The following is a 24,399-nucleotide window of genomic DNA, read 5'->3' as shown; positions in this document are numbered from 1 at the left end:
CAAACGAAGCCGTTGGTGGAGAAGAGGTTGAAGAGGTTGGAGAGGTTGGTTAGTTAGTGAAGCTCGTTTAAAACGTAACCGTTTTATCTGCCCATAATACAACATTAAGACAATCAACCATTGTTGAGATCGGGCAAGCGTCACTTGCGCTCATCTGTCTTGTTTTCAAACAAGAACCACAAGCAAGAATTTCACCACCAGCATCACAAAATGTCGCAAGTTGGTCATCAACATTGAATTTTTCGTGATGTAATCCTTCACATTCAACTGCTTCACCCATTAGAAACACTTTAACTTCGTGTTCTTGCTTACGGGCCGTTGTTGCAAAACGAAAAGCATTCCACGCTTTTTCTGGTTCTTTGGTTTCAATTATAATTCCGATTTTCATTTACACCCCAACACTTAGATTAAAGGCACCTGGTCATGGACCTCGTCCCCGACCCACCTACAAAACTCAATGATATCAATATTTTAAATGGTGGAGGCGCCGGAAATTAAACCGCCCTAGACGATAGTATCGGAGTATAACAAAAACATCAATAGTTACGTGACTTTGCAATGATATTTTATGAAATAATTTGATGTTTGGCGTTCATTCCGTTTGGTTCCGTTGTAATCCGCATGAATCCGTTGCGTACCAAGTAGTCTGGGCAAAAATTAGGTAAAATTATTGTGGGATTATTAGCGACTCGCTCGACGCGAAACACGAGTTTGTTTGACTGGTGTTGCATAGTCCATCAACAAAGCATCAGGGCATAACTCAAGACCGTTAAGCCACGCCAATGCACCTGATTCAACATAACAACGTTCAAACAAGCCGCCACGCATAACCTCAGCAGCTAAACCACGCGGTTGCGCAAATATATTTGCTAACGATACTTCAATCTTAGTTCCATCATCATAAGCTAATTTAACTATTAGTTTCTCAGCATCAGCCGCGATAACTTTTTTAATTTTATTGCCCCATTTTTTCATGTGCTATTCTAAACACCCGCCAAGTACCCTACCCGATTGTATCTCAATAATGGCCTCGTCGTCACCCTAAGCAACGTGAAAATGTGGCGGTGGGTGGTCAGAATGATATAGCCGAATCACAATACCAAAAAAAGTTGAGATAATCGGCATTAAAACAATCCCTTTGGTTATCGCGGTATCTTTACTGTTTTACGTTTAGGCACAAATTGCAACTCAAGATCAAGTGCATTTGCTAACTTAAGCACAGTATCCATAGTCGGATTTGGTGAGGTTGTTGTAAATAAGCGACGAACAATTTCTGGCTTAGCATCAATACGTCGCGCTAGCTTACACCTTTGATAAATGAGCAGCAGCACGTTTAGCATCAAAAATGCGGACCAAGTTATCAATGGATTCAATTTTAGCACGAACTTTTGCATACTCTTTTGCAAAAGCGGGCTCTTTCATACATTTTTCAATATAGCTGGCGAAAACTGTTTTACGTTTGCTAAACATGATAATGCCCTTGTTCTATACGTAACCTATATATTACGTATAGAACAAGGGCATTAGATTTTATGTCTATGATAATTTTATGTGTTTTTTTATAGCATCTATCGTAGTAGCCCTTAGGGAACCTTGGCCAGTGAATAATAGTCTTTCACTATTATATTTATTTGGTCGAATACAAACCTGAATTCCTCAAAAGATTTACTGTGGGTTATTGCGCCGTTCACCTTCAGGTTTTTTTGTTCGAAAGATTTTCGTATTTGGTAAATGAAGCTCAAAATTCCTTCTAGTTGTTGTACCGTTCCCATCTGTTTTTCAATTTTATTTTTTCCATCTTCCGATATAACAGTCATCTTTGATTGATAGAATTCCCTCTTGGTAAACATCTCTTGACACATTGATCTGGCTTTAAGGTAGTATTCACGACGGATATTCACTTTTTTATTTACAACTAGACCAGTGGTCACTTGACGTGCAGTCTTGTACTGCATGCTAGTCTTTTTTTCATTTATGCGAAAACTAGACCGTTCAATTTCTTGTGTTAAGCCGTCACCCGCAACCCAGGTATTCTCTTTTTTCAAAACCGCTATTATAGCAGGAAAGTCTTTCTTATTAGTAGAAAAGGTCAAATCATCAGCATATCGAGAATAGGTACACTAGCTCGCGACACCACCCCAGAAGAAGGTCGCGCTTGGTGGACGCCACAAGAAGAAGCGCTAGCAATGTTTACGCTTGAAAACTGGCGCATAACCAAACAACGCGAGCGGCTAACCATTCTAACCCAGCTATTAGCAGGAGTGCGTTTTTCAGAACTGCGGGCTTTTGAAAAAGGCGACCTTGACCTTATTATGCCAGGTATTTGGGTTAGACGCTCAGTTGCGCGCAAACAAGTTGGCACACCAAAAAAACAAACGCGCTCGCTTTCAAGTTATACCGCGTGATTTAGCCGAAGAGCTACGCGCTTGGATGCTGAAAGTTGATGGGCAATTACTCTTTCCAGATTCGCGCGGCGGTTATCTTAGCAATAAAATTTAAACCGTAAAACAACAAGCCAGATACTCATCAACGGTTGTTAATCGCATTGCCGAAAACAATAAAACTAAATTAGCCTAATACTAATTGCACCATCAGCAATAATGAAAACAATGCAAACAATATCACTAAAACCGTGCCAGAACTAACTAGCGAGTAAAACAATGCCAAATAATTTTACCGCTGCTAATCGAACGACCAGAGACATCGAGCGTGAAATGGAAGACAACGTTTTTGCGTTGCTAGGTAGCATCGAGTTTTATGCTACCCATAATTATCGCGATAGCGATCGAGAACGCCTACTATCTATCGCCGAATTGCTACGCGGCTTTTTCGCCAAACGTGAAAAGCTTAAGTGGGAGTTGATAGCTACTCTTGGTTCAAGAGCCGACAGCGGCCAACCCCCTCCCCCCCACTGCTTGTCTTTAAGATGCCTCACCATAAATTATATTCAATGTCTGGTGTGTGTGCGGTGCACAACAAAAAATCAATAAAATTACATAACGTAATTTTATATATATCGATATGTTTATGGCCAACGCAATTACCACGAGACGACGGTGAACACTAGTTCATGTTGCTGCAAAATTGCAAAAGGTCACAAGCGGTAGCAAACTATCCTAAACTAGCCACAGGTCGGATATACCCATACAATCAATAAAAACTTCGTATAAATACTACAATATTTAATGCAGAAATTTCTATTAAAAGTAACATTCATTAATGCCAAAGAATAACAACCAAGCGGTTCGTTTTTTGTCTTCGGCTGTAACACAAGAAAGTGCGCGTGAACTTAAAGGCCTTCATAAGGTCAATCGGCTCAAGAGTATTGTCAAACCGCCACCTAGCGGATACGAATTCACACGTGAAGTACCGTCTCGTCAGCCTCGTCTCATTTGGCATGGCTTCGACCGTAAAGAAGTTGCGGTACCAGTCCCAACTCAAATTGTTGAGATTGTTCGACCGGGCCGCGTTGAAGAGGTAGCCGGTTTTTTACCTGGCATAAACACTCGCACCATGGCGAAACAAGATGTGGCGACGCTGCCACCCAATCGACTGATCTGGACTAATGACAATCTCGTGGCGCTGCAAACACTGCTTGAAGAGCGCGACCCCGAAACCCACGATTGGCGTTATCGCGGCAAAATTGATTTCGTTTACATCGACCCACCCTTCATGGTGCAAAACGATTTTCGCGTCGAGAACAGTATCGATATCGATCTTGACGAAGATGTTCAGGCGAAGAAGGAGCCGTCGCTTGTTGAGATCCTAGCCTACAATGATACTTGGCGGCAGGGGCTTGATACTTTTCTCACCATGATGCGACGAAGGCTGGCGTTGTTAAAGGAACTATTGGCGCCAACTGGTAGCATCTATGTGCATCTTGATTGGCATGCGGTGCATTACGTTTAAGTATTTATGGATGAGGTATTCGGATATGACAATCTCGTCAACGAGATTGTCTGGCAACGTGCATTTGGGCACAGCGATTCTCAGCGATACGGTGTTAACACAGACAGCATCCTGTTCTATGCGCAGAGCGAGAAATGGTCATGGAATCAATCACATCTTCCATATGATGTGAACTATGTCGAGCGCTTTCGGAAATGCGACACCGATGGCCACCGTTGGATGGACGACAATCTTACTGCCTATGGTCTATCAGGCGGAGGCTACGAATACTTCTATAAAGGCGTTTTTGGGTATTGGTGATGCCCGCCAGAAACGATGAAGCAACTTGATAATGAAGGACGCATCACCACCTGCCAATACCATTTTGCAACAATAAGAAAAGTTCGATGATTTTATCGATGTTTATAATAATGAACGACCACATGAGAAGCTCTTGAGATGAAATATCCTGGTGAAGTTTACGTTTCGTCAACACGTCCCTATCAGGGATTACCCGATGTTGAGTATCCGTATCACGACCGCGCGGTTACTGTTACTTGCTGCGGGAGAATTTGTGTTCGCGATAAAAAAATACATTTTAGTCAATCTATTGCGGGGCAAACCATTGGTATAAAAGAAGTTAACGACCATATTTGGCTAGTAAGCTTTATGCGGTATGGACCAATACCATTTGGCGGAGGAGGAGGGATTCGAACCCCCGGAAGCTCTCACTTCAACGGTTTTCAAGACCGCCGCCATCGACCACTCGGCCACTCCTCCAACCCTTCATTTTCACCAGAAAGTTGGGCTTGCCCTTTTATACTAATATCGTGTAATAAACCAAGTCTCTTTTGCACAAAGAAATGTCCGTGCGGAGCGATGGCCGAGAGGCTGAAGGCACAGGTTTGCTAAACCTGCATAGGGTCGAAAGCTCTATCGAGGGTTCAAATCCCTCTCGCTCCGCCACTTGTTTTTCGTTATCTCACTGAAAATAAAGAATTTTTAAGAAACGAAAAATTGCTTAGGGTATACGAATAACTGTTTTGTAATTACGATCGTGAAATGTATTCTGCGCCAAAATATGGTACTAAAGCTTTAGGAATAACTACAGAACCGTCTTTTTGTTGATAATTTTCGCAAATCGCCACAAAAGTGCGCCCCACCGCAAGCGCAGAACCGTTAAGAGTATGCACTAATTTAGCTTTCTGCTTATTATCGCTTGGTTTAAAACGAATTTGCGCACGTCTAGCTTGAAAATCGCCACAATTTGAGCAGCTAGAAATCTCGCGATAAGTATTTTGACCGGGCAACCACACTTCAAGATCATAAGTTTTGGTTGATGAAAAGCCAAGATCACCAGCGCACAAACTCACTACCCTATATGGCAATTCAAGACGATTTAAAATCTCTTCGGCATCTCGCGTCAATCTTTCATGTTCTGCTTCTGATTGCTCTGGTGTGGTAATACTTACCAATTCAACTTTATTAAATTGATGTTGACGAATTAAGCCACGCGTATCTTTGCCTGCCGCACCAGCCTCACGTCTGAAACAAGGAGTAAAAGCGGTATAGCGCAGTGGCAGTTGTGCTTCTGCTAAAATTTCATCACTATGCAAATTCACTAATGGGACTTCAGAAGTCGGAATAAGCACAAACTCACTATCAAGTGTCTCAAATGATTCGCCGACAAATTTTGGATATTGCCCTGCCCCAACCATTGCTGTTGATTTAACCAGTAATGGTGGAGCGATTTCAGTGTAACCATGCTCACGCGCCACATCGAGCATAAAGGCGATTAAAGCTCTTTCAAGCCGTGCACCTGCATCTCGATACACTGCAAAACGCGCACCTGAAATTTTACTCGCTTGTTCAAAACTAACTAAGCCTAACGATTCTGCAATTTCCCAATGTGGTTTAGCTGAAAAAGAAAAATTGGGTATTTCACCAACAACTCGTTCGGTTTTATTCGCAGATTCATCAGCACCATCTGGCACAGAAGCTTGTGGCAAATTAGGTACATGCAACATTGCTTCTTCTAACGCTTGTTCGGCGGCGTTTTGTGCTTCTTGAGCGTCTTTGATTTTGGCCTTTAATGATTTTAATTGTTCACGTGAATTTGCTACTGCTTGTGAATCACCGCTTTTAGCAATTTGCTGCATTTCAGCAGTGGCTTGATTTTGTTCATAACGCAAAGATTCAGCTTGTTGAATTGCCTGGCGACGTCGATCAGCTAAATCTACAAGTTTTTGCAGTAATTCAGGGCTAATCCCACGACGACGAAGACCGGCAAAAACACTATCAGGGTCATTTAAAAAAACACGGTGATCAAGCACGGCGGTAATTACATCCTTTCTAAGTCATCAAGTAGACGTTGTGCGTCTTTTGCAAATTCGCCATGCTCTGCCAAGGACAAATAGCTTTTTAACGCTACACGAGCTTCACGAACTTTGCCTAAATCTTTTAACGCTAATCCTAAATAGTAATAAGCAATGGCATATTTTGCATCTAGTTGAATAATTCGACGTAAAGTTTTTACCGCTGGGGCAATCATACCTAACTGTTGTAACTGCGTACGGGCTAATTTCATTAATACGTCAGGGTTGTCACCTCCTGCATTAATTGCATTGGTATATTCTGAAACTGCAGCTTTGGCATCATTAAGCTCAAGCATTGTATCAGCCAACATTTCATGTGCCTTTACATTTTTAGGATCAGCTTTAAGCAAACGCTTTAATTCTACAATTGCATCTTTAAAAGCCCGCTTCTGCATCATCATACGAATCAAGCTATAGTGGATCTCAATGCTATCAGGATTTAAAGCGAGAGCTTTATGATAAGCCTCATAAGCTTCATCAGCACGACCTAGCTTAGCTTCAAGATCTGCTAATGCCACATATGCTGCAAAACTTGGTTTTAAATCTATTGATTCTTGCATCAATATTCTTGCTTTAACTGGGTCTGAATCAATACGCAATCGACCTAACTCAAGAATAATTGCAGGATTTTTCTGGTTGCCTTCTTTTTGTTGTAATATAGTTAGAATACTCTCCGCCTTTTGCGTGTTCTTGGCCGACATAAATGCGCGAGCTAAATCAATCGTTCGATCAATATCATCTGGTGCTAAATCTAGTAATGCCTTACGAATTTCAACTATTTGTTCAACATTATTTGCCCGCTTGGCTATGTTCAATATCAATAGAAGTGCAGATTCATCTTTTGATTGCTTTTGAATTATCTTTTGCAAAACATCTTGTGCTCGTGTTTTTTGTCCCGCGCTTTCTAAAGATTCTATCCATAAAGAAATTAATTTAGAGTAACTAGTAACAGTGGGTTCAAGCCAAAGTGCCTTATCAAAAAGTTTGGCAGCAGTTGCAGCACTACCCTTCTGTATTTGTAACTGTGCTAAAGCGTAACTTGCGGCCCCAGTGTTTCCGGCTTTATTTAATACTTTTAACTTAGCGTCTAATCGTTTGCCGCTAAGAGTTAATTTAGCTAGTTCTACCTGCGGTTCAATAAAACCAGGTCGACCTTTAGTAGCCATTTTAAACGCCGCAATGGCTTGTTTTTTTTGTTTTTGTTGTATCGCTACCAAACCTTGTCCATATTTAATCCAAGCGGTAGCTGCTGGATTGTTGGCAGATTCTGCAAGCGCCGCTGCAGCTTTATTAATGTTATTATTAAGTAAAAAAATACGAGCTCGAGCAACCGCTACTCTTGCAATATCCTCTGGATTACTCAATTGTTTGCTAGCTTTTAATAATTCTTTCTGAGCTAAATCATAATTGGCATCAATGTTACTCCATTGCAGTTCTATAATTGCTGTAGCATCATTAGGATTATCTTTCAATTGCTCGTGGATTACAGAACGAGCATTCGTAAAGTCTACCTCACGAATAAATCGATGAGATAAAAGCCGCAAAAACAGATTTCTTTTTGAGGCTGGGATATTTGCAACATCTTTTATATTCCATGTAATGGCAATTTTATCTGCTGCTTCATAATACCCAGCATAAATTAAGGTAATTGCAACTTCTAACGAAATTGCTGGGTCAGCGTTTAAGGCTATTGCACTTAACATTTCGATTGCTGCTTGAGCTGTTTTTGGTTTTTGCAGCTTGATTTTAGCAAACATTAAACTTGCATCAATAAAACCAGGCGACTTTTTGATAATTGCACTAAGATATTTTTGTGCTTTATTGGCTTCGCGCGGCTTTAGATAAGTGCGCGCTGCCACTAACCCTAAAACAACACTATTACGATATTGTCGCCGTAACAGTTTCTCTACTAATTTACGCGCAGGTTTAATTTTGCCAGAAAGAAGCAGCAAACCACCCACAGCACCCACAGCTAATTCACCCCGAACAGCTGCATCATTAGGTTTGGGTGCTCGTTTTTGTAATGCATTTAAAGCAGCACTATCACCAAAATTTGCAAGACGATACCATGCCCACCATAACAATCCTTCACGAGTGCGGTCATTCTTTTTAACTAATTCTTCAGCTAATATTTTAGTTGCTAAAGCAAGGTTACGATATGACAACGTATTTACATTTTCAGAAGTAAGAATTGGAGATGGATGTGATGTACTTACCGTCTGACTCGGTGGCTTTGTTTCACTTGGCGTTGGTGGTGAGCTAGCAGTAACAATAGTTGTAGGCTCAACATCATCTGGCGCAGTATCTTTTGTAGCTTTAACAGCAGAATCTTCACTCTTTGCAATTGGCTTTTCTAATGTGTCAGAAGTAGCAACCGGCTTAGAATCAGAATATTTAAAAAATTCAATAACTCGATTAATGCCAGCATCGATTGAGCCATAATACATTATTACGAATATCGAACTACCTATAGAACTAAGTAAAACGAGACCTAATAAACTAAATAAAATAATACGAGCTAAATTGCTATTTGAGGATGCCGCAGGAGGCAGAGAAATATCATCATTTTCAAATACTGCACGATTATCAGAGGAAACATTCTTTTGTCCAGATTTATTGCTGACTGGTTTTACTTCATCAGTAATCTGATCCATCAATGCTGGCGCAGTCGGAGATGACCGTAGCGATTCTATAGATAGATCTGCCTTTATGTCTTCAAAACCACCAAAACCATTAACCTCATTAAAATTTAAAGCTTGTGATTGTTCGGTTGTCGAATCTTCTGAAGCGTAAATATCAAAGTTAACTTCAGCATGTTCTAAATCTTGATTATTAGCGGGTGCTATTTGGTCTTGAACAATCTGGTCTGGAGCAGAATCTATATTAGGAGTTGTCGAAGTTGTAGCCGTTGTTATTGCTTCTTCGGCGGTTACTTCGGTAACTTCATCAATCTCTAATAAATCATCACTATCAATCTCTTGTATTTCATCTATATTTTCACTTGCTGACTTTGCTTCAATAAGTGGCGTCGGCAAATCTTGAGAATAGCTATTAAATGTATTTTGTTTATCTACTGTAGATAAATATAAATCGTCTAATCGTGTAACGCTTTCACTTTCAGTTGGTATTGGTGCTGGTAAATCTTCAAAATCTTCTGCCGAATATGTACGTGAGGTTATTGGCTCAGCAATATTAGATTGTTGTGTACTAGTTATAGGTGGCGGTTGATTGTCTTGATTTTGTGATTCATAATTGGTTGAATCTATTGCTGGCGTAGGTAAATCATTCATAAATTCATATTCGTTATGCTCCATTTGATAAGGAGACTGCGGCGAAGCAACCGAACCTTGCTGCTCTGTAGTCATTGTTGGTGAAACATCATTAGTGAAATCAGAAGCAACAAACTCAGCCGCAGCCGTATATGGTGAAGAATTTTCTTCTGGGGTTGCCTGTTCTGGTGATATCTCTACTGTTGAAAACTCTGATGATTCGGATGGTGGCGATGGCAATTCAACTTTTATATCTGGAGCGGTAAAATCATCAAATTCAGGGTTTGAATCATTGTTATAATCTTTAGATTCATCAGTTATTGGAAATGCATCATCTAATTGAGATTCGTTAGATGAATCTGCCTCTGTCTCTGCATCTAAAAGACTCTCAGGTGATGCAACAAATGGTGGAGTTATTGGGTCAATGACTGCAGAGTTGGGAGGTGATTCTAATAGAGATGTAGAAAAAAGATCACCAGCGGGTGGGATCGGAAATAATTCTTGAGACGTGGGCTGCTCAGGTTCTATTGGCGCAGGTGCAGGAGTGGCAATAGGTGTGGGTAATGGAGCGTCAAACGGTGTCGGCAGTGGCGTTTCAAGCTGCGAGGGCATTTCAACTTCAAAAGCTGATTCTGATGTTGATGTTGATTCATCCGGCGATTCTTCCATATTTGAAAACGGAGCCGTTGTTTCTAATGAAGGTGGCAACGGAACAGGTATTGATTCATGAGTAGACAATGATATCCGTTCACCACATGAACGACATTTAAAAAAACCGCCGGCAGTTGGCACTTTTTGCTCATCTAAGTCATATTCAGCCTTGCAATTTTGACATATAGTAATCATGCGTCACGGTCATCAATGTTTTTAAAACGTTGTTTTAGTTCAAAATATCTTTGATAATTGCTGGCCAATGCTTGCTGCCGCGCATTTAACATTTCGGTTGGCATTTTTAACGTCGAAAGTAAAGCGCGTATGGCTCGTATATGATCTTCATGCTTAAGTTGAATAACTTCAGCAGGCAAACTTACTTGCTGGTCGTATTTGCGACGCATATCTAAATACATCGCATACTCATCAAGATGTTTACGTTGAGCAATTAGAATATCATTGCCTTCAATACGCATACATCCAGCTAGTTCAAGTTGCTGCAGAACAGTGCTAGCTTGTCGTGCAGAAATTCCGGCCTGAGCTGCTATATCGATATGCTCATAAGCTCCTATTAGCCTGCTCCACTCATCATCAATAACTCCTTGTGGTTCAAGCCAACGTAAAACTTCAATAGCTCTTCCTACTGCACTATCTATATGCAATTGTTCTAAACGTCGATCCGATTCTCTTAAGCGGCGAGCCAATTGACGCATCATACGCATCGCAATCTCGGTGTTATTGCGAATCATTTCTTCAAAAGTATCAGTATCGACCTCAATCAATTTTGATCTTTCTACTACTTCTGCTGATGCTGAACGTGGCAGGTTCTCAAGTATTGCCATTTCACCAAAAAAGTCGCCAGCACCCAAAAAAGCTAGCACTACTTCAGCACCTGAAATGCAACGAAAAATTTTTACTTTGCCGCTGTGAATTACAAACATTCGACTACCTGGGTCGTGTTCTTCGAAAACGACAGTACCAGGAGGGTATTCTTTAATGAATGCTGACATATTGCCAAAAACCATGATGTTGTCTCAATTAACTCGATAGAGAGTAAACAATACTTCACCAAAAGTATTACATGCTGCATGAAACGCTACAGCAGAAACAATCGTACCACTACGACCACGTAACCACGAAAACAAAAATGCTGGAAAAAATGGCCCCAAGCGCCAAAAATTCCATTCACCTAAAAAATGCCCCAAAGCAAACAAAGATGCTGTAACTACTGTGGCTCGACCTAACGCAACCCCCCAAAAGCGTCTTTTGGCAGGCCAAAAACTAGCTAATCTTGGTTCAAAATATCCACGATAAAATGTTTCTTCTGGCAACGCCACACCAAGAGTGTGGGTTGCCAATACTTGTAAAAACCATAAGGTTGCAGCAAACCAAGCAGTCAATTCTTGTGGAAAATGTGGAGCAAATACACTGTGTGGCAACATTTTAGAAATGCCAGGCAACCCCACTTCTAGTGCCGTGCTATAAGCACCGGTCATAAACCAATGATACAATAAGGCATATGGAGGGAAAGTAATTGCACATAAAAGTAACGCTAATAATATGTCGCTACGCCAGCGAGCTAATGATAAACCAAAAAAAGAAAGCGGAACGCTAAGTCGATCAGCTCGCCATAACGGCAAATAAAGCTGCATTGCAGCAACGATTGTATATGCGACCGTACCCCAGATCGCTATATTTCCTAATGGTTTAGCTATAGTTAAAGAAACCAAAACAATTAAAACCAGTCCAATAGCTACCTGGCGTTCTCTAGTTTCATTGATTTGGGGTACGTTAACGATAGCAGCACCCTTTTAATAAATGTAAATACAATCAATGAGTACAGTAACAGCTTGATATACCGTGGTCAAAAACTACAGACATACAAAATATCATTTCAAATAGTTTTATTACTGCATTTTAGCTTATGCTACTAGGTCGCTTTTTCAACAAATGGTTTGGATACTTTGTCTATCTAAACTTGCAATAATTTTAGTCAAAATACAGTCAATAATCTCTAATTCTTGTTTTTAAACTGTAGAACTAATAGATAGCGCAAGCGTATAGCCATTAAAGCGACCTTATAGCATTAACTAAAAGTAACTCATGCTGCTTGTGTTGATTGTTCAACAGCTTTGGTTTCAGTAGCCACCTGGCTTAGCTTTGAGTTACTGCTCTCATTTTCTGTTGCTTCGTTTTTATTTCTCTTAGTTGGTATAATTTTGCCGAAACCTTTAGCCAATACAGCTTCATGCAAGATTTTTTCTAATTCACTATCTTGATCAATTGTATTTGCTGTACGTTCACGACCTTGCCCAAGTTGTTTTCCTTGCCATGAAATCCATGAACCTGAGCGTTCAAGAACCCCGAGTTCCAAAGCACAATCGATTAGATCACCCGTTCGCCAAATGCCTTTTCCATAAAGAACATCAAGTTCAACTTCGCGAAATGGTGGAGCTACTTTGTTCTTTACTACTTTGATGCGCGTTCGATTGCCAATTACGGTGTCACCATCTTTAATCGGACCGATACGACGTATATCAAGCCTTACTGAAGAATAAAACTTAAGCGCGTTACCACCAGTAGTAACTTCTGGATTGCCAAAAGTAACCCCAATCTTTTGTCGTAATTGATTTATAAAAATCAAAATAGTCCCAGTGCGATGAGCGACACCTGTGAGTTTACGCATAGCTTGACTCATTAATCGTGCTTGCAATCCCATATGCGAATCGCCCATATCGCCTTCCATTTCGGCACGAGGCACTAAAGCTGCGACAGAATCAAGTACCAATAACTCTAATGCCCCAGTACGTACTAACGATTCGCAAATCTCTAAAGCTTGTTCACCACTATCAGGCTGCGACACCAGCAGATTTTCTGGAATAACGCCTAGCGCCTTTGCATAACGTATATCTAAGGCATGTTCAGCATCAACAAAAGCAGCCATTCCCCCTTGTTTATGAACTTGGGCAATTGCATGCAGTGCCAGCGTTGTTTTGCCGCTAGATTCTGGACCAAATATTTCAATAATGCGACCGCGAGGCAAACCCCCCACACCTAAAGCAATATCAACCCCGATAGAGCCTGATGACAATACCGGAGTTTCTTCTATCACTGTACTTTCACCGAGACGCATAATTGAACCTTTGCCAAACTGCTTCTCAATGTGCGCGATAGCTTCTTTGATAAGTCTTAAACATTCAGATGATTTACTCATAGCTTTTTGTATCCCTCCACAAAGTACGTTATTTGGCTCAATAGTAACTTTAACTATTGAACACTTATTAGGGGGTGTCCCTAATACGCACAGCTTTAGACATCTTGCGATTTTTTGCTGTGCACTTGTTTACAGAAACTAAAGCAAATCTGATGCCATAATTATAAATCTGACTCTCAGTGACGATTTGTTTTTACAATTCAAAAGGTTCGCAAATTATTAGAAATATTTCTTAAGTTGAATTTTTCTCAAGGTGTCGCAAATTGCGACACTAATTTTAACAATTTGCCGCTTAACCTTTTTTGCAGATCACATTTAAAAAGAACTTATTGTATGTTGCTTGATAATAGTTCTTGGCAAAAGTTGTATCTTGACCATTGCTTTAAATGGCGTAATGGAAACGTTACATGTTAAAATCTAATTCACATAAGCAATCTTTACGATTAATTAACGCCGCTGGTTTAGGTTTTGGTTTAGGTGCCTTATATTTCATTGCTGACCTAATTGGTACTTCACTCGCAGTTGGCTCTTTAGCCGATTTGACCGCTTCCGGTATTTTGCTGATTTTGATTGCAGGTATATTTGCCTGCACTATCGGTGCAGTAATTAGCACCTTTATCTGGTTGATCTTTAAACTTCTAAAACAAACCACATTACCGAAAATTTCACCGAAGCTCGCAATCGTTGCGCTTTCGCTTTGTTTTTTAGTTATTGCTATTGGTGGTTTTTGGGCAAGAATCGGTCGCCGTCCATTAAAATTAGACTCACCTAGCGTAGCTCCCTATCCCAATGCGCGTAATGTATTATTGGTAGCAGTTGATGCCTTAAGGGCAGATACTTTTTATGGTGATAATTTTACTTTTCCATTTAATCCCAAAATAGCTTCTTGGAGTCAAAATGCCGCAATTTTTACTGATGCTGAATCAACAGCTAGCTGGACCATACCATCAGTAGCTACCATTCTTACTGGTATACTTCCTGAGAGGCACTACGCAAGTCGCGGCTACTTAGCTGATTGGACCCCTACTTTAGCTGAGCGCTTTCGCGCTGCTGGCTACAACACGGTGGCATTTGTTGATAATGCTTTACTTGAACGACGAAATGGCTATACCGCTGGGTTTGCAAATTACTTTCAAAAATCTGCTTTTCGTTTTGCCTTCAGTTTGCCAAGTTTTCGTTTGTTGCCTAAAGTAATCAGTCAAAAATTACGCAATAGATTAAGAGTATTTGAATTTGGTGCACCACGACTCACTGATAAAGCTATTGAAGTTATTAGAGCACCAAATGACCGGCCACTATTTTTATTTATGCATTATATGGACCCGCATGACCCCTATTATAAAAATACTGAATTCAGTCCTGATCCAGATAATAGCGAGCCAGCAGATGCTTCAATTATGGCCGAAAAAATTCGCGCCAATCCACAAGAAAAACCATCTGTGGCTCAACTGAAATTTATGCACCATCGTTATAATGGTGAAGTTCAGTCATTAGATGAACCACTTTGGCGGCTAATTTCAGCTTTTGAACAACGTTTTGGTGATGATGCGATAATTATTATTACTGCAGATCATGGTGAAGAATTTTTAGATCATGGTGGTCTACTGCATGGTATGAATTTAAATCGTGAATTGGTACATGTGCCACTGCTAATTAAAAGCAAAGACACAACAGACTTCGCACCAAAGCTACTTCGTATTAATGCACCTGTAAGTTTAGTCGATCTTGCCCCTACTCTGCTTGACTTGGCAGGTGTACCAAAAGACCTAGGTTCTAATGGTTTTAGCATGGATGGAGTTTCTTTATTGCCATATTTACCTTCACGCACACCCAAAAAAATAATCGCGATGACACGACCACTTTTTGCTTCACAAACTCAATATCGTCGCCGCATTTACCGGTGGCGTGAAAATAACCGCGTGCTCATAATTACCTTTCGCAAAGGTGAACAAGGCAGAACACGTGAGTTATACGATCTGACTACAGATCCATATGAGCTTCATGATTTGGGTCCCGATAATATGTCCGAGGTTGATACTTTAGATGTACACATGGCTACTTCTAATAAAAAACAAGTTGATAGTCGTGACCCTCTACCAAGTACTGTTAAAAGCGATATAGAAAGTCTACGTGGATTAGGTTATGTAGAATAAAATCGTCATAACTATTATTTAAACCAAGAGATTAACTGATAACATGTTTGCATATATTGATCCTACAGTTAAACAAGACCTTATTGTTTCAGGCAAGCTTTTCGCCCTTGATGAAAACGGTGAGTTAGTACCATCAGCGCACGAAGATGCCTTTATCAAAGTCGTTGGGCCTATACCATTACCAGTTGCATATGCCACCACTGAGGCATTACCTATCGCTAATCAAAGCGACCCTTTTGATTGGTATGCTTGGGTTAAACGCTCAGACCTTGATCGTATTGAGCAAGTTGTAAAAACCGTGCGCCAACATGGGCCTCGCGATATCTTCTCGCTTTTAAGTGAACAAATGGCGGTAAATTCAGCCTTAGTTTATGGCAACTTTTCTGAGGCAGAAAACCCCATAGTACGTATTCACTCCAACTGCCTTACCGGCGACGTTTTTGGTTCGCTTCGTTGTGATTGTGGCCCACAATTACATAAAGCACTAGCAACCATTGCCCAAGAAGGTGTTGGGGCCGTCATTTATATGGCTGGTCATGAAGGTCGCGGTATTGGTCTTTGGGCAAAAGCCATTACTTACTTATTGCAAGATGCTGGTCATGATACTTATCAAGCTAACGAACACTTAGGGTTACCTGCTGATTCTCGTGACTTTGGCGATGCAGCTCGCATTTTAAGCTTTTTGCGTGGTGGTAATAAAAAGATACGTCTTTTAGGTAATAACCCGCTTAAATGCCAAGCGCTGAAACAAGCAGGTTTTGAAATAATCGAACAAAAACCTTTAGTTGTGGGTGTAAACGATAATAACATTCGTTATTTAACTTCTAAACGCGAGCACGGACATATAATCCCCATTGAAGCGCTTAAAAACACCAATAAATAATTTACTTACTAATGAGGCTATTACTACCTAGTATTATATAATTCATCTTTTATCTATGCTTTGCTTTACAGAGTGATGATTGGTTGTGCTATTTAGTACGACTATTATGACAAATACCGAGATATGTTCTAGATGCGATAGTAATGATAATGTTAGACGCTACTGTCCTGCACTTAAAAATCCAATTTGTGGGCAATGCTGTGTTAGCCAGCAACGTCGCGAAATTCTCTGCCCCCAAGACTGTAGTTTTTTAATCAATCATAAACAATATGAAATCGGAATAACCGCATTTCATAAACTGTTAAATTTTGTTCAATGCCGTGATCTTAATATTGATGAAGTATTTGAAAAGTTGCAATGGCACCATGATGAAACAGATATCGCTGAATATCAATTAGTTCATGCTTATTTGGCATTTGGTTACACTGACAATAAAGGTGATCGTGCTGTTGATATCTATTTAAGAGAACACAACAACGAGCTATCTGCTCCTGAAAAAAACGCCTTAATTGCCATGCAGCAAACGGCTTGGCCGTCATTATTTGAAGTCGAAGCAGTAGAACCTGGGGTTGGTATATGGGTTTATGATTGTATTGTTGGTAAAAGAAATTTTATTCTTCATAAATACATTACTAATCAAACTAACCAAATTAAAAAATTTAGTATTCTGCTGGCGTGGTTAGTTGCTTATAAAAATCGTCATGAATTTATTGCTGCTTGTTGCTGTGATGTACCTATGAACTTTCGCTGGCGAGTACAAAATACGTTCAACAAAGAAATGCGGCACCTTAAGCAGTTATTCCCAGACGCTTCTGAAAAAACCTGGCAACGCCAAGCTATTGTTGCAGGTCAATTAGCTAGACGTAAAGCTATTTTAAATTGGCAGCCACCAATAAATTTAATGAAAGATGATGATGATTTTATTATCTGCGAAGCTATTTTCGATGTAACTGATCCTGTTGCAATACGAAATAAACTAACAACCCATCCTGACATTACCGCCAACGATAATAACTTAGTTTGGTTTGAGCATTTAAGTAGCAAATCACGTAAAAAACAAAGCGATAAACCAGTATCCCTGGGCACTATTAGTTTTAATAAAGGCCGCATGAAACTTGCAACCAAATCACGCAAACAACTTGAACGCGGCAAATGGATTATTACCAATTTATTACCCAATAAAATTGCGCGTCATAGAATAGATTATTTTAAAGATCCAGAAACAGATTAAAATGTCACCAGATAGAATCAGGTAACGCTGGCTTCCAATTAATTTCTCAATAAGGGTTTATATCTAATACGTTTTGGTTGTACTGATTCAGTCCCTAAGCGTTTCTTTTTATCTTCTTCATAAGCTTCAAAGTTGCCCTCAAAAAAGAAAACGCTACTATTGCCTTCAAAAGCTAAAATATGCGTAGCGATGCGGTCTAAAAACCAACGGTCATGGGAGACAATTACCGCACAGCCCGGAAAATCGGTAAGGCCCTCTTCAAGTGAACGTAAAGTTTCTACATCAAGATCATTGGTGGGCTCGTCAAATAAGATAAGATTGCCGCCTTCTTTTAGCATTTTGGCTAAGTGCACGCGATTGCGCTCACCTCCCGATAAATCACGAACTCGTTTTTGTTGATCGCTACCTTTAAATGCAAAATTAGCAAGATATGCGCGTGCATTGATACGACGTTTGCCAAGATCAATAAAATCAACACCACCTGATACTTCTTCAAATACAGTATTATCTCCGTTTAAAGCATCGCGTGACTGATCAACATAAGCCAATTTAGTTGAGTCGCCAAAACGAAGCTCACCTGCATCAGGTTTTTCTTTGCCGGTTAGCAGTTTAAATAAAGTAGTTTTTCCGGCACCATTTGGACCAATAACCCCAACAATGCCTCCGCGAGGTAGTTTAAAACTTAAATCATCAAACAACAATTGCTCACCGTAAGCTTTACGTAGTTTAACGGCCTCAATTACTAAACCGCCAAGGTCCGGCCCCGGAGGAATATAAATTTCACCAGCTAACTCGCGTCGATCTCGTTGCTCACGTACCATTTCTTCATAACGTGAAAGACGAGCTTTGCTTTTTTGCTGACGCGCCTTTTGTGACATACGCACCCAGGCTAACTCACGTTGCAAAAACTTTTGCCGTGCGGTTTCTTGTTTTTCTTCGTCGGCGAGACGTTTTTGTTTTTGCTCAAGCCAAGACGAGTAATTGCCTTTCCAGGGCACCCCATAGCCGCGATCAAGTTCAAGGATCCATTGCGCAACATTATCGAGAAAATAACGATCGTGTGTAATACAAACAATTGTACCTTCATATTGCTTAAGATGTTGCTCAAGCCAGGCAATACTTTCAGCATCAAGATGATTTGTTGGTTCATCAAGTAACAACAAATCTGGTTTGGCAAGCAAAATTCTACATAAGGCAACCCGACGTCGTTCACCACCTGAAATTTTGGATACGTCAGCATCACCAGGTGGGCAACGCAAGGCATCCATGGCTGTATCAATCATACGATCGATTTCCCAGCCATTGGCGTGGTCGATTTTATCTTGAAGTTCGCCTTGCTCGTCCATGAGTTTCTGCATTTCATCATCACTCATTGGTTCGGCGAATTTAGCTGAAATTTCATTAAAACGGTCAAGTAAGTCTTTGATAGACTTTAGTCCAAGTTCAACATTGCCACGAACATCAAGATTGGGGTCAAGCTGAGGCTCTTGCTGCAGTATACCAACTGTTGCACCAGCGTCTTTCTTAGCGTGACCAATAAATTCTTGTTCCAGCCCAGCCATAATGCGCAAAAGTGTTGATTTACCGGCACCATTTGGGCCAATAACACCAATTTTAGCGTCTGGATAAAAAGAAAGATTAATACCTCGCAAAATTTCTTTACCGCCAGCAGATTTGCGAAGATCCATCATGGTGAAAATAAATTCACGCGCCATTTATCACTCACTTGTAAATTAATTACTAACTATTCCCCCAGCACTAAATATTTTATGGCGGTATATATATTAATTTATCTGTTACTCAATAAAAAAAAGCGGGAGGCATCATTGCATAAAGATGCCTCCCGCTTTTTAATAGCCAACGTATATAAGTTAGTTGACTGGGCGCACTGCTTGCGCTTGTAAACCTTTAGGTCCGCGAATAACATCGTACTCTACTGCTTGCCCCTCAGCGAGCGACTTGAAGCCGTCGAGTGAAATCGCAGAAAAATGTACGAAAACGTCTTCGCCACCCTCTGCTGGAGTAATGAACCCAAAACCTTTACTGTCGTTAAACCACTTCACTTTGCCTTTAGCCATGCTACTTACCTCGCTGCTGCTTGCAGCCTTTCTTGGATCGGAACAACCGACCACAGTTCTCGCCAATGAAGAGCCATCGAACCAACAATGTGAAACGGGAATGCTACAGGCATCATGTCAGGACAACTCCGACGACCACTTACCATTGGCTACGTCTAATGTTATATATGTAACGGATTATTAATAGTCTTTGCAACCCTGAAAATGCTCTGTTTAAAAAATATGTCTCTAAATTGACAACACTGTCATTTGTCTAACCTATAGTAAATTCTATTTTTTTACTAATTGGTAATCGTATATGTTTCTATGCTAAAGACATCTAAATCTTGGAATTCATGCAACAATTGTATTATTCTCTTGCAGAATAAGCAATAAAATGCTGTTGCTGTTTTTCATGTTAAAAGACAAATTATGCACAAACGAGAAACGAAATGTGGTAATTATGGACTGTGTAACTCTAATCGAAAAAATTATCGCATCACAAAAAGGATTAAGCGGAATTGCCACTAAAAGTGTATATAAACTGATTAAATCAACTAAGCCTAATTCTGTGTATCATTCAGTGGATCATATGCTTGAAGAATTTGTTGATCATCTCGATCCTTTTTATGCTTCTGCAACAAAAAATCACGCTGATATTGTCGAATATTTTACTAATCATCGTGAAGCTATTGCTGAAAGTTTAATTGAGATTGCAGATAATCATGCGCAAAGCATTAAAAATCGCATCCTGCACCAAGGCTATACTCGCATGCGGTCAAATGCTCAGAAACACGTTGAAGAAGCAGTGCCAGATATTGCAGCGTTAATTAAAAGGCATGTTTAAGACAATTTGCGTTTGCGGCTTAGACGAGTTAACCCCACAGCAATTAATAACCCAAAAATCCCCGCTGATAAGCCAATAGCACTCATTGTACTGCAACCACCCGAACCTGAGGAGCGGTCATTGGTGGGAGGACCGGGTTGACATACTGGTTGGTTTGCATACCCAGTGCCGTTGTTGCAGCAAATGTTGTGATCAGGAACAGCGCTAAACTGTAAGCAGGTCTGCCCATTGGCGCATTGTTGTGCTTCGCAAGTGCGGTAACATTTTGCGTTTTTATAATCACCACCAAAAGCAATAGGGATATGACCTGGCAAACATAGGCTTTCGTTTGGCAATATTGCGGGATCACCTTCATTGCCCAATTTAAAACAACCACTATTATGCGACCCAGACGGTGGCTCGGTTACGCATTGGCCAGCGCTATCTAACCCATAACAGCAAGTATATCCTGCTATACATGGATATGCAGTGTCATTACAAAACTCAACACATGATCCAATTATCCCTTGACTGCCACTGCCAAACTGAAAGCAAGTAAGTTCTCTACCGTTAGATAAACCGCATTTCGCCCCTGCCCCTGCTGAAGCATCATAACAATCAGAGTTTAAACCCTTGGTAACAAAAGCACTGGCAGGATCAAAACCCGTGCGCGGCCAGCAGAAATCAATCCGAGTATTGGTATCTGAATCATAACCGGCAATACAATCCATACCTATGGGACACAGATAATTGCGGTCGTAACCTGCATCTTTACTGCACGGCCAAGTGCAGAAACCAACGTTGGCGTAATCATGCTCCCAAGCACAAATTTCTGTAGAGCATTCATCTATATCCTGACAAGTAGTTAATAAATCTTCGCCAATCGGCATAGTTGGTTCGTTAATTCGCACGCCAGGTTTGCAAAATAGACCAACAGCTTTGCCGTTGTATTCAAGTTGGGCGCAATAAAATCCTCTGGGACAATCGTCATTACTGCCGCACTTATTACTGCACCATCCAGGACCTAATGCAGAAGTAACACAAATACTGCCGTCAGCGCAGTTGCTAGTTGAAGTAGAGGTGTTAATGGTGCAAGCTTCACCAAAATCACGCTTACTTGCAGTTTCAACCATACGTGGCGGGTATAGGGCGCAAATACCAGCTATCTCATGTTCTGATATTTCGCTATTAATAGAAGTAGGATCACCTTGCGGATACATAACCGAATCAGGGCATGCTACATGATTAAGGCCCAAGAAATGCCCCATTTCATGCAATGCTACATCAAATATATCAAAGCAAGAGTCCGCATTAGAGCCTGTAGCGCTACAGCTTTTTGTGGCACCACCAGCCCGAAAAGAAAAATTAACCCCGTTAAAAGCCATATCTGAGGTAAATTCGTAACCAGTATCGGTGTAATATTTGCTTGCGGTAATCGCAACAGCTTGCGAATCACCCACCCAGTTATTTTCTATCCAATATATAATATTATTATCATCGCCACCATTATCAGCAGTGGGATAATCATCACCTTGGGCAAAGCTAATATTGGGATTCATACCATTTTCGCATTCAATCTCGTTCCATTCATCTATAGCATCGACTATGGAATTCTCTACGCTAGAAAATGGACTGATATCATCAGAACCTTTACTACAGATACGATACTCAATAGGTTTGGGCGAAGAAGCTGTGTTTGGCACTATCGCCCAACGATAGCCGCTAGGATTGTAGGTAGGACCATTTGCATTACAATCTAATAAATCGGTTGTTTGAGCCCAAACATTATTAAACAGAAAAAAAGAGGTGGCCAAAAAGGCAGTTAATATTTTCATTTTTGCACCTCACTATTTTTAGCTGCTGATTGCGTGGGCAAAGCTTGTATTTGTTTTTCAATACGAGCAATAAAATCATCGAACTTTTCGCCGCTTATCATATAGTTAGTAGCGTCTATCGCTTTGCCTGATTTTGCGGTTAGCTGCAAACCATTAAGATTGCGATAAACACGTAAATTATTGGTACCAGCCTCTTGTTTTATAGCCAACATACCAAAAGACATACCTAGTGGACGCAGTGTCTGACCATGGCGTTCAGCAAAACAAAAAACCATATCGCCAATATTTGGGCGTGGTGAGCCAGTGACCGCTACGCTAACACCAGTGTTAAGGTCGCCACCTGGCACTTCGATTATAACCTCGTCACCGAGCTTAGTGCCCTTAAGCCCCTGATAAACTTGCACTTTAAATAACGAAGTAACAAAACCATTGGCGTCTTGTTGCGCTGTAATATCAACAACAGTACCCCAAAAAACGGTGTCGGCTGCTGCAACAAGCTTAGGTTCTGCTAATGGAATAATAACCGAAGCACTGGCAATTACCGGTGCTAAGGTTAGACTTAAAATGATAATTAATTTACGCATGATAAAAACAGTATTATTTGTGGCGCGAAATTACGCAAGACTTGACAAACATCAGGTCATTAAAATTTACGCAATTAGTAATAATTATGGCTGAAATAATACTGAAAAATTAAGCAGTTTTATAATTTCTCTGGTAAAATGAATAGTTACCGATAGTATTGCCTCATAAATTACACTGCGCTAATAAAGGTACTTAAGCGCGCGATTAGCTCAGATGGATAGAGTGACGGCCTCCGAAGCCGTAGGCCGTGGGTTCGACTCCCGCATCGCGCGCCATGACCCCAACCTACTTCGTTTCTTTACTCTACTTCGACTATAAAATATTTCATTGCACATAATAAGTTTTTCACATATTATGTATAGCATGCATAGCAAACAAAATATTACTCTTGCTATTGATTCTGAACTTCTGACTAAAGCAAGAATCATCGCATTAAAAAGGCAAACCAGCCTTACACAATTAATACGTGATAATTTAGAAATGCTAGTACGTAACGAAGATGATACCGAGACAAAACGCCAGCGTTTATTAACTCGTCTACAAAAACCTACACTGAATGTAGGGGTCCATGCATGGACTCGAGATGAATTACATGAATGTTGAAAAAAGTTTTATTGATACTAACATTATTGTTTATGCCTTCGATCAATCAGATAAGCAGCGTAATTTGGTAGCAGCTGATTTGTTACGTATTTTGGTTAATACAAATAATGCAGTTATTAGTGTGCAAGTTCTTAAAGAGTTTTTTATTACGGTTACACGAAAAATAAAAGTTGTTATTAGTGAACAAGAAGCAACTCAAATTATAAATGATTTATGTATAATGCATGTAGTTGATGATATATTACCTCTTCTGCATCGAGCATTAGCATTAAAGCAAAACTATTCATTATCACTTTGGGATGCCACAATTATAGCTGCTGCAATTGCAACAAATTGCCATTATTTATACACAGAAGATTTGCAAGCAGGTCAAAATATTGAGGGTTTAATAATTTGTAACCCATTTATTGCAACAGGTTAATGATTGCCAATGGTTTAACACGAGCACCTATCCCCTTTTTCTATTGCTCAAGGTCGGGGCCCACATAAATGTATGCAGCCCCTTTCCAGTGGGATATCCTAGATCCAATCACAATAGTGTTACCGCTGATATCCACATATCTACCAAACTTGGAGCTTTTGTGGAGATCCAAGGGAAAAAGCTGCGCCTCTTGTACCCAGTAGGCTCCAGAGCGAATGAAAGTATAGACCACCCCGCCATCCTCAACCTGGCCCATATCAGCAAAGGGCGTACCGATGGTTAAATAGGGACACTCATTCCATCTTTGACACTTGTTTTGCAAAAAATCGTGTAACTGCCTGATTTTTCAAGGGGCGATTTACAAAATTCGTAAAATGTAGTGAAACAAAATAACACTCGCATTACGAT

Annotated in this window: 25 protein-coding genes and 3 tRNA genes; 12 read left to right on the top strand and 16 right to left on the bottom strand. The window is 40.4% G+C overall.

The window, feature by feature from the left end; all coding sequences use genetic code 11:
* Positions 1 to 67 precede the first annotated feature (67 nt).
* The 5 genes from JW841_14015 to JW841_13995 form a co-directional block, all read right to left on the bottom strand.
* Positions 68 to 388, bottom strand: a complete 321-nt coding sequence (locus JW841_14015; GenBank protein MBN1962055.1) for a DsrE family protein — start codon at positions 386 to 388, stop codon at positions 68 to 70.
* Between the two features lie 293 nt (positions 389 to 681).
* Positions 682 to 975, bottom strand: coding sequence for a DUF2442 domain-containing protein (locus JW841_14010; GenBank protein MBN1962054.1), 294 nt, complete (start codon positions 973 to 975; stop codon positions 682 to 684).
* Positions 976 to 1,142: 167 nt separating this feature from the next.
* Positions 1,143 to 1,331 (bottom strand): hypothetical protein, encoded by a 189-nt coding sequence (locus JW841_14005; GenBank protein ID MBN1962053.1) that lies wholly within the window; start codon positions 1,329 to 1,331, stop codon positions 1,143 to 1,145.
* Positions 1,303 to 1,470, bottom strand: a complete 168-nt coding sequence (locus JW841_14000) for a hypothetical protein (protein ID MBN1962052.1) — start codon at positions 1,468 to 1,470, stop codon at positions 1,303 to 1,305. Before JW841_14000 ends, JW841_14005 begins: the two co-directional genes overlap by 29 nt.
* A gap of 113 nt (positions 1,471 to 1,583) precedes the next feature.
* A complete protein-coding gene (locus JW841_13995) occupies positions 1,584 to 2,093 on the bottom strand; it encodes a hypothetical protein (GenBank protein ID MBN1962051.1) in 510 nt (169 codons plus the stop codon).
* A 93-nt stretch (positions 2,094 to 2,186) separates the two neighbouring features.
* Between JW841_13995 and JW841_13990 the strand changes: the two genes are divergently transcribed.
* The 4 genes from JW841_13990 to JW841_13975 all read left to right on the top strand — a co-directional run bounded on the left by JW841_13990 (position 2,187) and on the right by JW841_13975 (position 4,209).
* Positions 2,187 to 2,405, top strand: a complete 219-nt coding sequence (locus JW841_13990) for a hypothetical protein (GenBank protein ID MBN1962050.1) — start codon at positions 2,187 to 2,189, stop codon at positions 2,403 to 2,405.
* Between the two features lie 255 nt (positions 2,406 to 2,660).
* On the top strand, positions 2,661 to 2,990 hold the full coding sequence (locus JW841_13985) for a hypothetical protein (protein MBN1962049.1): 330 nt from the start codon (positions 2,661 to 2,663) through the stop codon (positions 2,988 to 2,990).
* Between the two features lie 229 nt (positions 2,991 to 3,219).
* Positions 3,220 to 3,909 carry a hypothetical protein gene (locus tag JW841_13980; protein ID MBN1962048.1) on the top strand — a complete coding sequence of 230 codons (690 nt, stop codon included), beginning with the start codon at positions 3,220 to 3,222 and terminating at the stop codon, positions 3,907 to 3,909.
* Positions 3,910 to 3,915: 6 nt separating this feature from the next.
* Positions 3,916 to 4,209, top strand: coding sequence for a hypothetical protein (locus JW841_13975; GenBank protein ID MBN1962047.1), 294 nt, complete (start codon positions 3,916 to 3,918; stop codon positions 4,207 to 4,209).
* 371 nt (positions 4,210 to 4,580) lie between these two features.
* Here JW841_13975 and JW841_13970 read toward each other — a convergent pair.
* A tRNA-Ser gene (locus tag JW841_13970) sits at positions 4,581 to 4,668 on the bottom strand.
* A 93-nt stretch (positions 4,669 to 4,761) separates the two neighbouring features.
* Between JW841_13970 and JW841_13965 the strand changes: the two genes are divergently transcribed.
* Positions 4,762 to 4,854, top strand: a tRNA-Ser gene (locus JW841_13965).
* 83 nt (positions 4,855 to 4,937) lie between these two features.
* Here the strand turns inward: JW841_13965 and serS are convergent.
* The 5 genes from serS to recA form a co-directional block, all read right to left on the bottom strand.
* Complete coding sequence (gene serS / locus JW841_13960) at positions 4,938 to 6,221, bottom strand: serine--tRNA ligase (GenBank protein MBN1962046.1); 1,284 nt, start codon at positions 6,219 to 6,221, stop codon at positions 4,938 to 4,940.
* Positions 6,222 to 6,229: 8 nt separating this feature from the next.
* A complete protein-coding gene (locus tag JW841_13955) occupies positions 6,230 to 10,378 on the bottom strand; it encodes a zinc-ribbon domain-containing protein (protein MBN1962045.1) in 4,149 nt (1,382 codons plus the stop codon).
* Complete coding sequence (locus tag JW841_13950) at positions 10,375 to 11,208, bottom strand: Crp/Fnr family transcriptional regulator (GenBank protein MBN1962044.1); 834 nt, start codon at positions 11,206 to 11,208, stop codon at positions 10,375 to 10,377. Before JW841_13950 ends, JW841_13955 begins: the two co-directional genes overlap by 4 nt.
* 9 nt (positions 11,209 to 11,217) lie before the next feature.
* Positions 11,218 to 11,913 (bottom strand): CPBP family intramembrane metalloprotease, encoded by a 696-nt coding sequence (locus JW841_13945; protein MBN1962043.1) that lies wholly within the window; start codon positions 11,911 to 11,913, stop codon positions 11,218 to 11,220.
* A 371-nt stretch (positions 11,914 to 12,284) separates the two neighbouring features.
* Complete coding sequence (recA, locus tag JW841_13940) at positions 12,285 to 13,397, bottom strand: recombinase RecA (protein MBN1962042.1); 1,113 nt, start codon at positions 13,395 to 13,397, stop codon at positions 12,285 to 12,287.
* Between the two features lie 407 nt (positions 13,398 to 13,804).
* Between recA and JW841_13935 the strand changes: the two genes are divergently transcribed.
* The 3 genes from JW841_13935 to JW841_13925 all read left to right on the top strand — a co-directional run bounded on the left by JW841_13935 (position 13,805) and on the right by JW841_13925 (position 17,664).
* Positions 13,805 to 15,550 carry a sulfatase-like hydrolase/transferase gene (locus JW841_13935; protein ID MBN1962041.1) on the top strand — a complete coding sequence of 582 codons (1,746 nt, stop codon included), beginning with the start codon at positions 13,805 to 13,807 and terminating at the stop codon, positions 15,548 to 15,550.
* A 43-nt stretch (positions 15,551 to 15,593) separates the two neighbouring features.
* Complete coding sequence (locus tag JW841_13930) at positions 15,594 to 16,433, top strand: GTP cyclohydrolase II (protein ID MBN1962040.1); 840 nt, start codon at positions 15,594 to 15,596, stop codon at positions 16,431 to 16,433.
* A gap of 106 nt (positions 16,434 to 16,539) precedes the next feature.
* Positions 16,540 to 17,664: a hypothetical protein gene (locus JW841_13925; protein ID MBN1962039.1), complete on the top strand. Its 1,125-nt coding sequence runs from the start codon at positions 16,540 to 16,542 to the stop codon at positions 17,662 to 17,664.
* A 38-nt stretch (positions 17,665 to 17,702) separates the two neighbouring features.
* On the opposite strand, the gene ettA is transcribed toward JW841_13925, so the two are convergent.
* Positions 17,703 to 19,379, bottom strand: a complete 1,677-nt coding sequence (ettA, locus tag JW841_13920; GenBank protein ID MBN1962038.1) for an energy-dependent translational throttle protein EttA — start codon at positions 19,377 to 19,379, stop codon at positions 17,703 to 17,705.
* Positions 19,380 to 19,535: 156 nt separating this feature from the next.
* A complete protein-coding gene (locus JW841_13915) occupies positions 19,536 to 19,742 on the bottom strand; it encodes a cold-shock protein (GenBank protein MBN1962037.1) in 207 nt (68 codons plus the stop codon).
* Between the two features lie 394 nt (positions 19,743 to 20,136).
* Here JW841_13915 and JW841_13910 point away from each other — a divergent pair, with 394 nt between their 5' ends.
* The gene (locus JW841_13910; GenBank protein ID MBN1962036.1) at positions 20,137 to 20,568 is read left to right on the top strand and encodes a hypothetical protein; all 432 of its coding nucleotides are present in this window, start codon (positions 20,137 to 20,139) and stop codon (positions 20,566 to 20,568) included.
* On the opposite strand, the gene JW841_13905 is transcribed toward JW841_13910, so the two are convergent.
* Positions 20,565 to 22,382: a matrixin family metalloprotease gene (locus JW841_13905; protein MBN1962035.1), complete on the bottom strand. Its 1,818-nt coding sequence runs from the start codon at positions 22,380 to 22,382 to the stop codon at positions 20,565 to 20,567. The genes JW841_13910 and JW841_13905 overlap by 4 nt on opposite strands.
* The gene (locus JW841_13900) at positions 22,379 to 22,966 is read right to left on the bottom strand and encodes a hypothetical protein (GenBank protein MBN1962034.1); all 588 of its coding nucleotides are present in this window, start codon (positions 22,964 to 22,966) and stop codon (positions 22,379 to 22,381) included. The genes JW841_13905 and JW841_13900 overlap by 4 nt, the downstream gene beginning before the upstream one ends.
* A gap of 199 nt (positions 22,967 to 23,165) precedes the next feature.
* Between JW841_13900 and JW841_13895 the strand changes: the two genes are divergently transcribed.
* The 3 genes from JW841_13895 (at position 23,166) to JW841_13885 (ending at position 23,991) form a co-directional block, all read left to right on the top strand.
* Positions 23,166 to 23,242 (top strand) — tRNA-Arg (locus JW841_13895).
* Between the two features lie 88 nt (positions 23,243 to 23,330).
* Positions 23,331 to 23,570, top strand: a complete 240-nt coding sequence (locus JW841_13890; GenBank protein ID MBN1962033.1) for a hypothetical protein — start codon at positions 23,331 to 23,333, stop codon at positions 23,568 to 23,570.
* Complete coding sequence (locus tag JW841_13885) at positions 23,560 to 23,991, top strand: PIN domain-containing protein (protein ID MBN1962032.1); 432 nt, start codon at positions 23,560 to 23,562, stop codon at positions 23,989 to 23,991. The genes JW841_13890 and JW841_13885 overlap by 11 nt, the downstream gene beginning before the upstream one ends.
* Before the next feature lie 40 nt (positions 23,992 to 24,031).
* Here the strand turns inward: JW841_13885 and JW841_13880 are convergent, their stop codons facing one another.
* Positions 24,032 to 24,313 carry an FG-GAP repeat protein gene (locus JW841_13880; protein ID MBN1962031.1) on the bottom strand — a complete coding sequence of 94 codons (282 nt, stop codon included), beginning with the start codon at positions 24,311 to 24,313 and terminating at the stop codon, positions 24,032 to 24,034.
* Positions 24,314 to 24,399 lie beyond the last annotated feature (86 nt).

Source organism: Deltaproteobacteria bacterium, assembly GCA_016931625.1.
Taxonomy (GTDB): domain Bacteria; phylum Myxococcota; class XYA12-FULL-58-9; order XYA12-FULL-58-9; family JAFGEK01; genus JAFGEK01.
The sequence above is the reverse complement of the archived record's forward strand: the minus strand, read 5'-3'. Positions and strand labels throughout refer to the sequence as shown.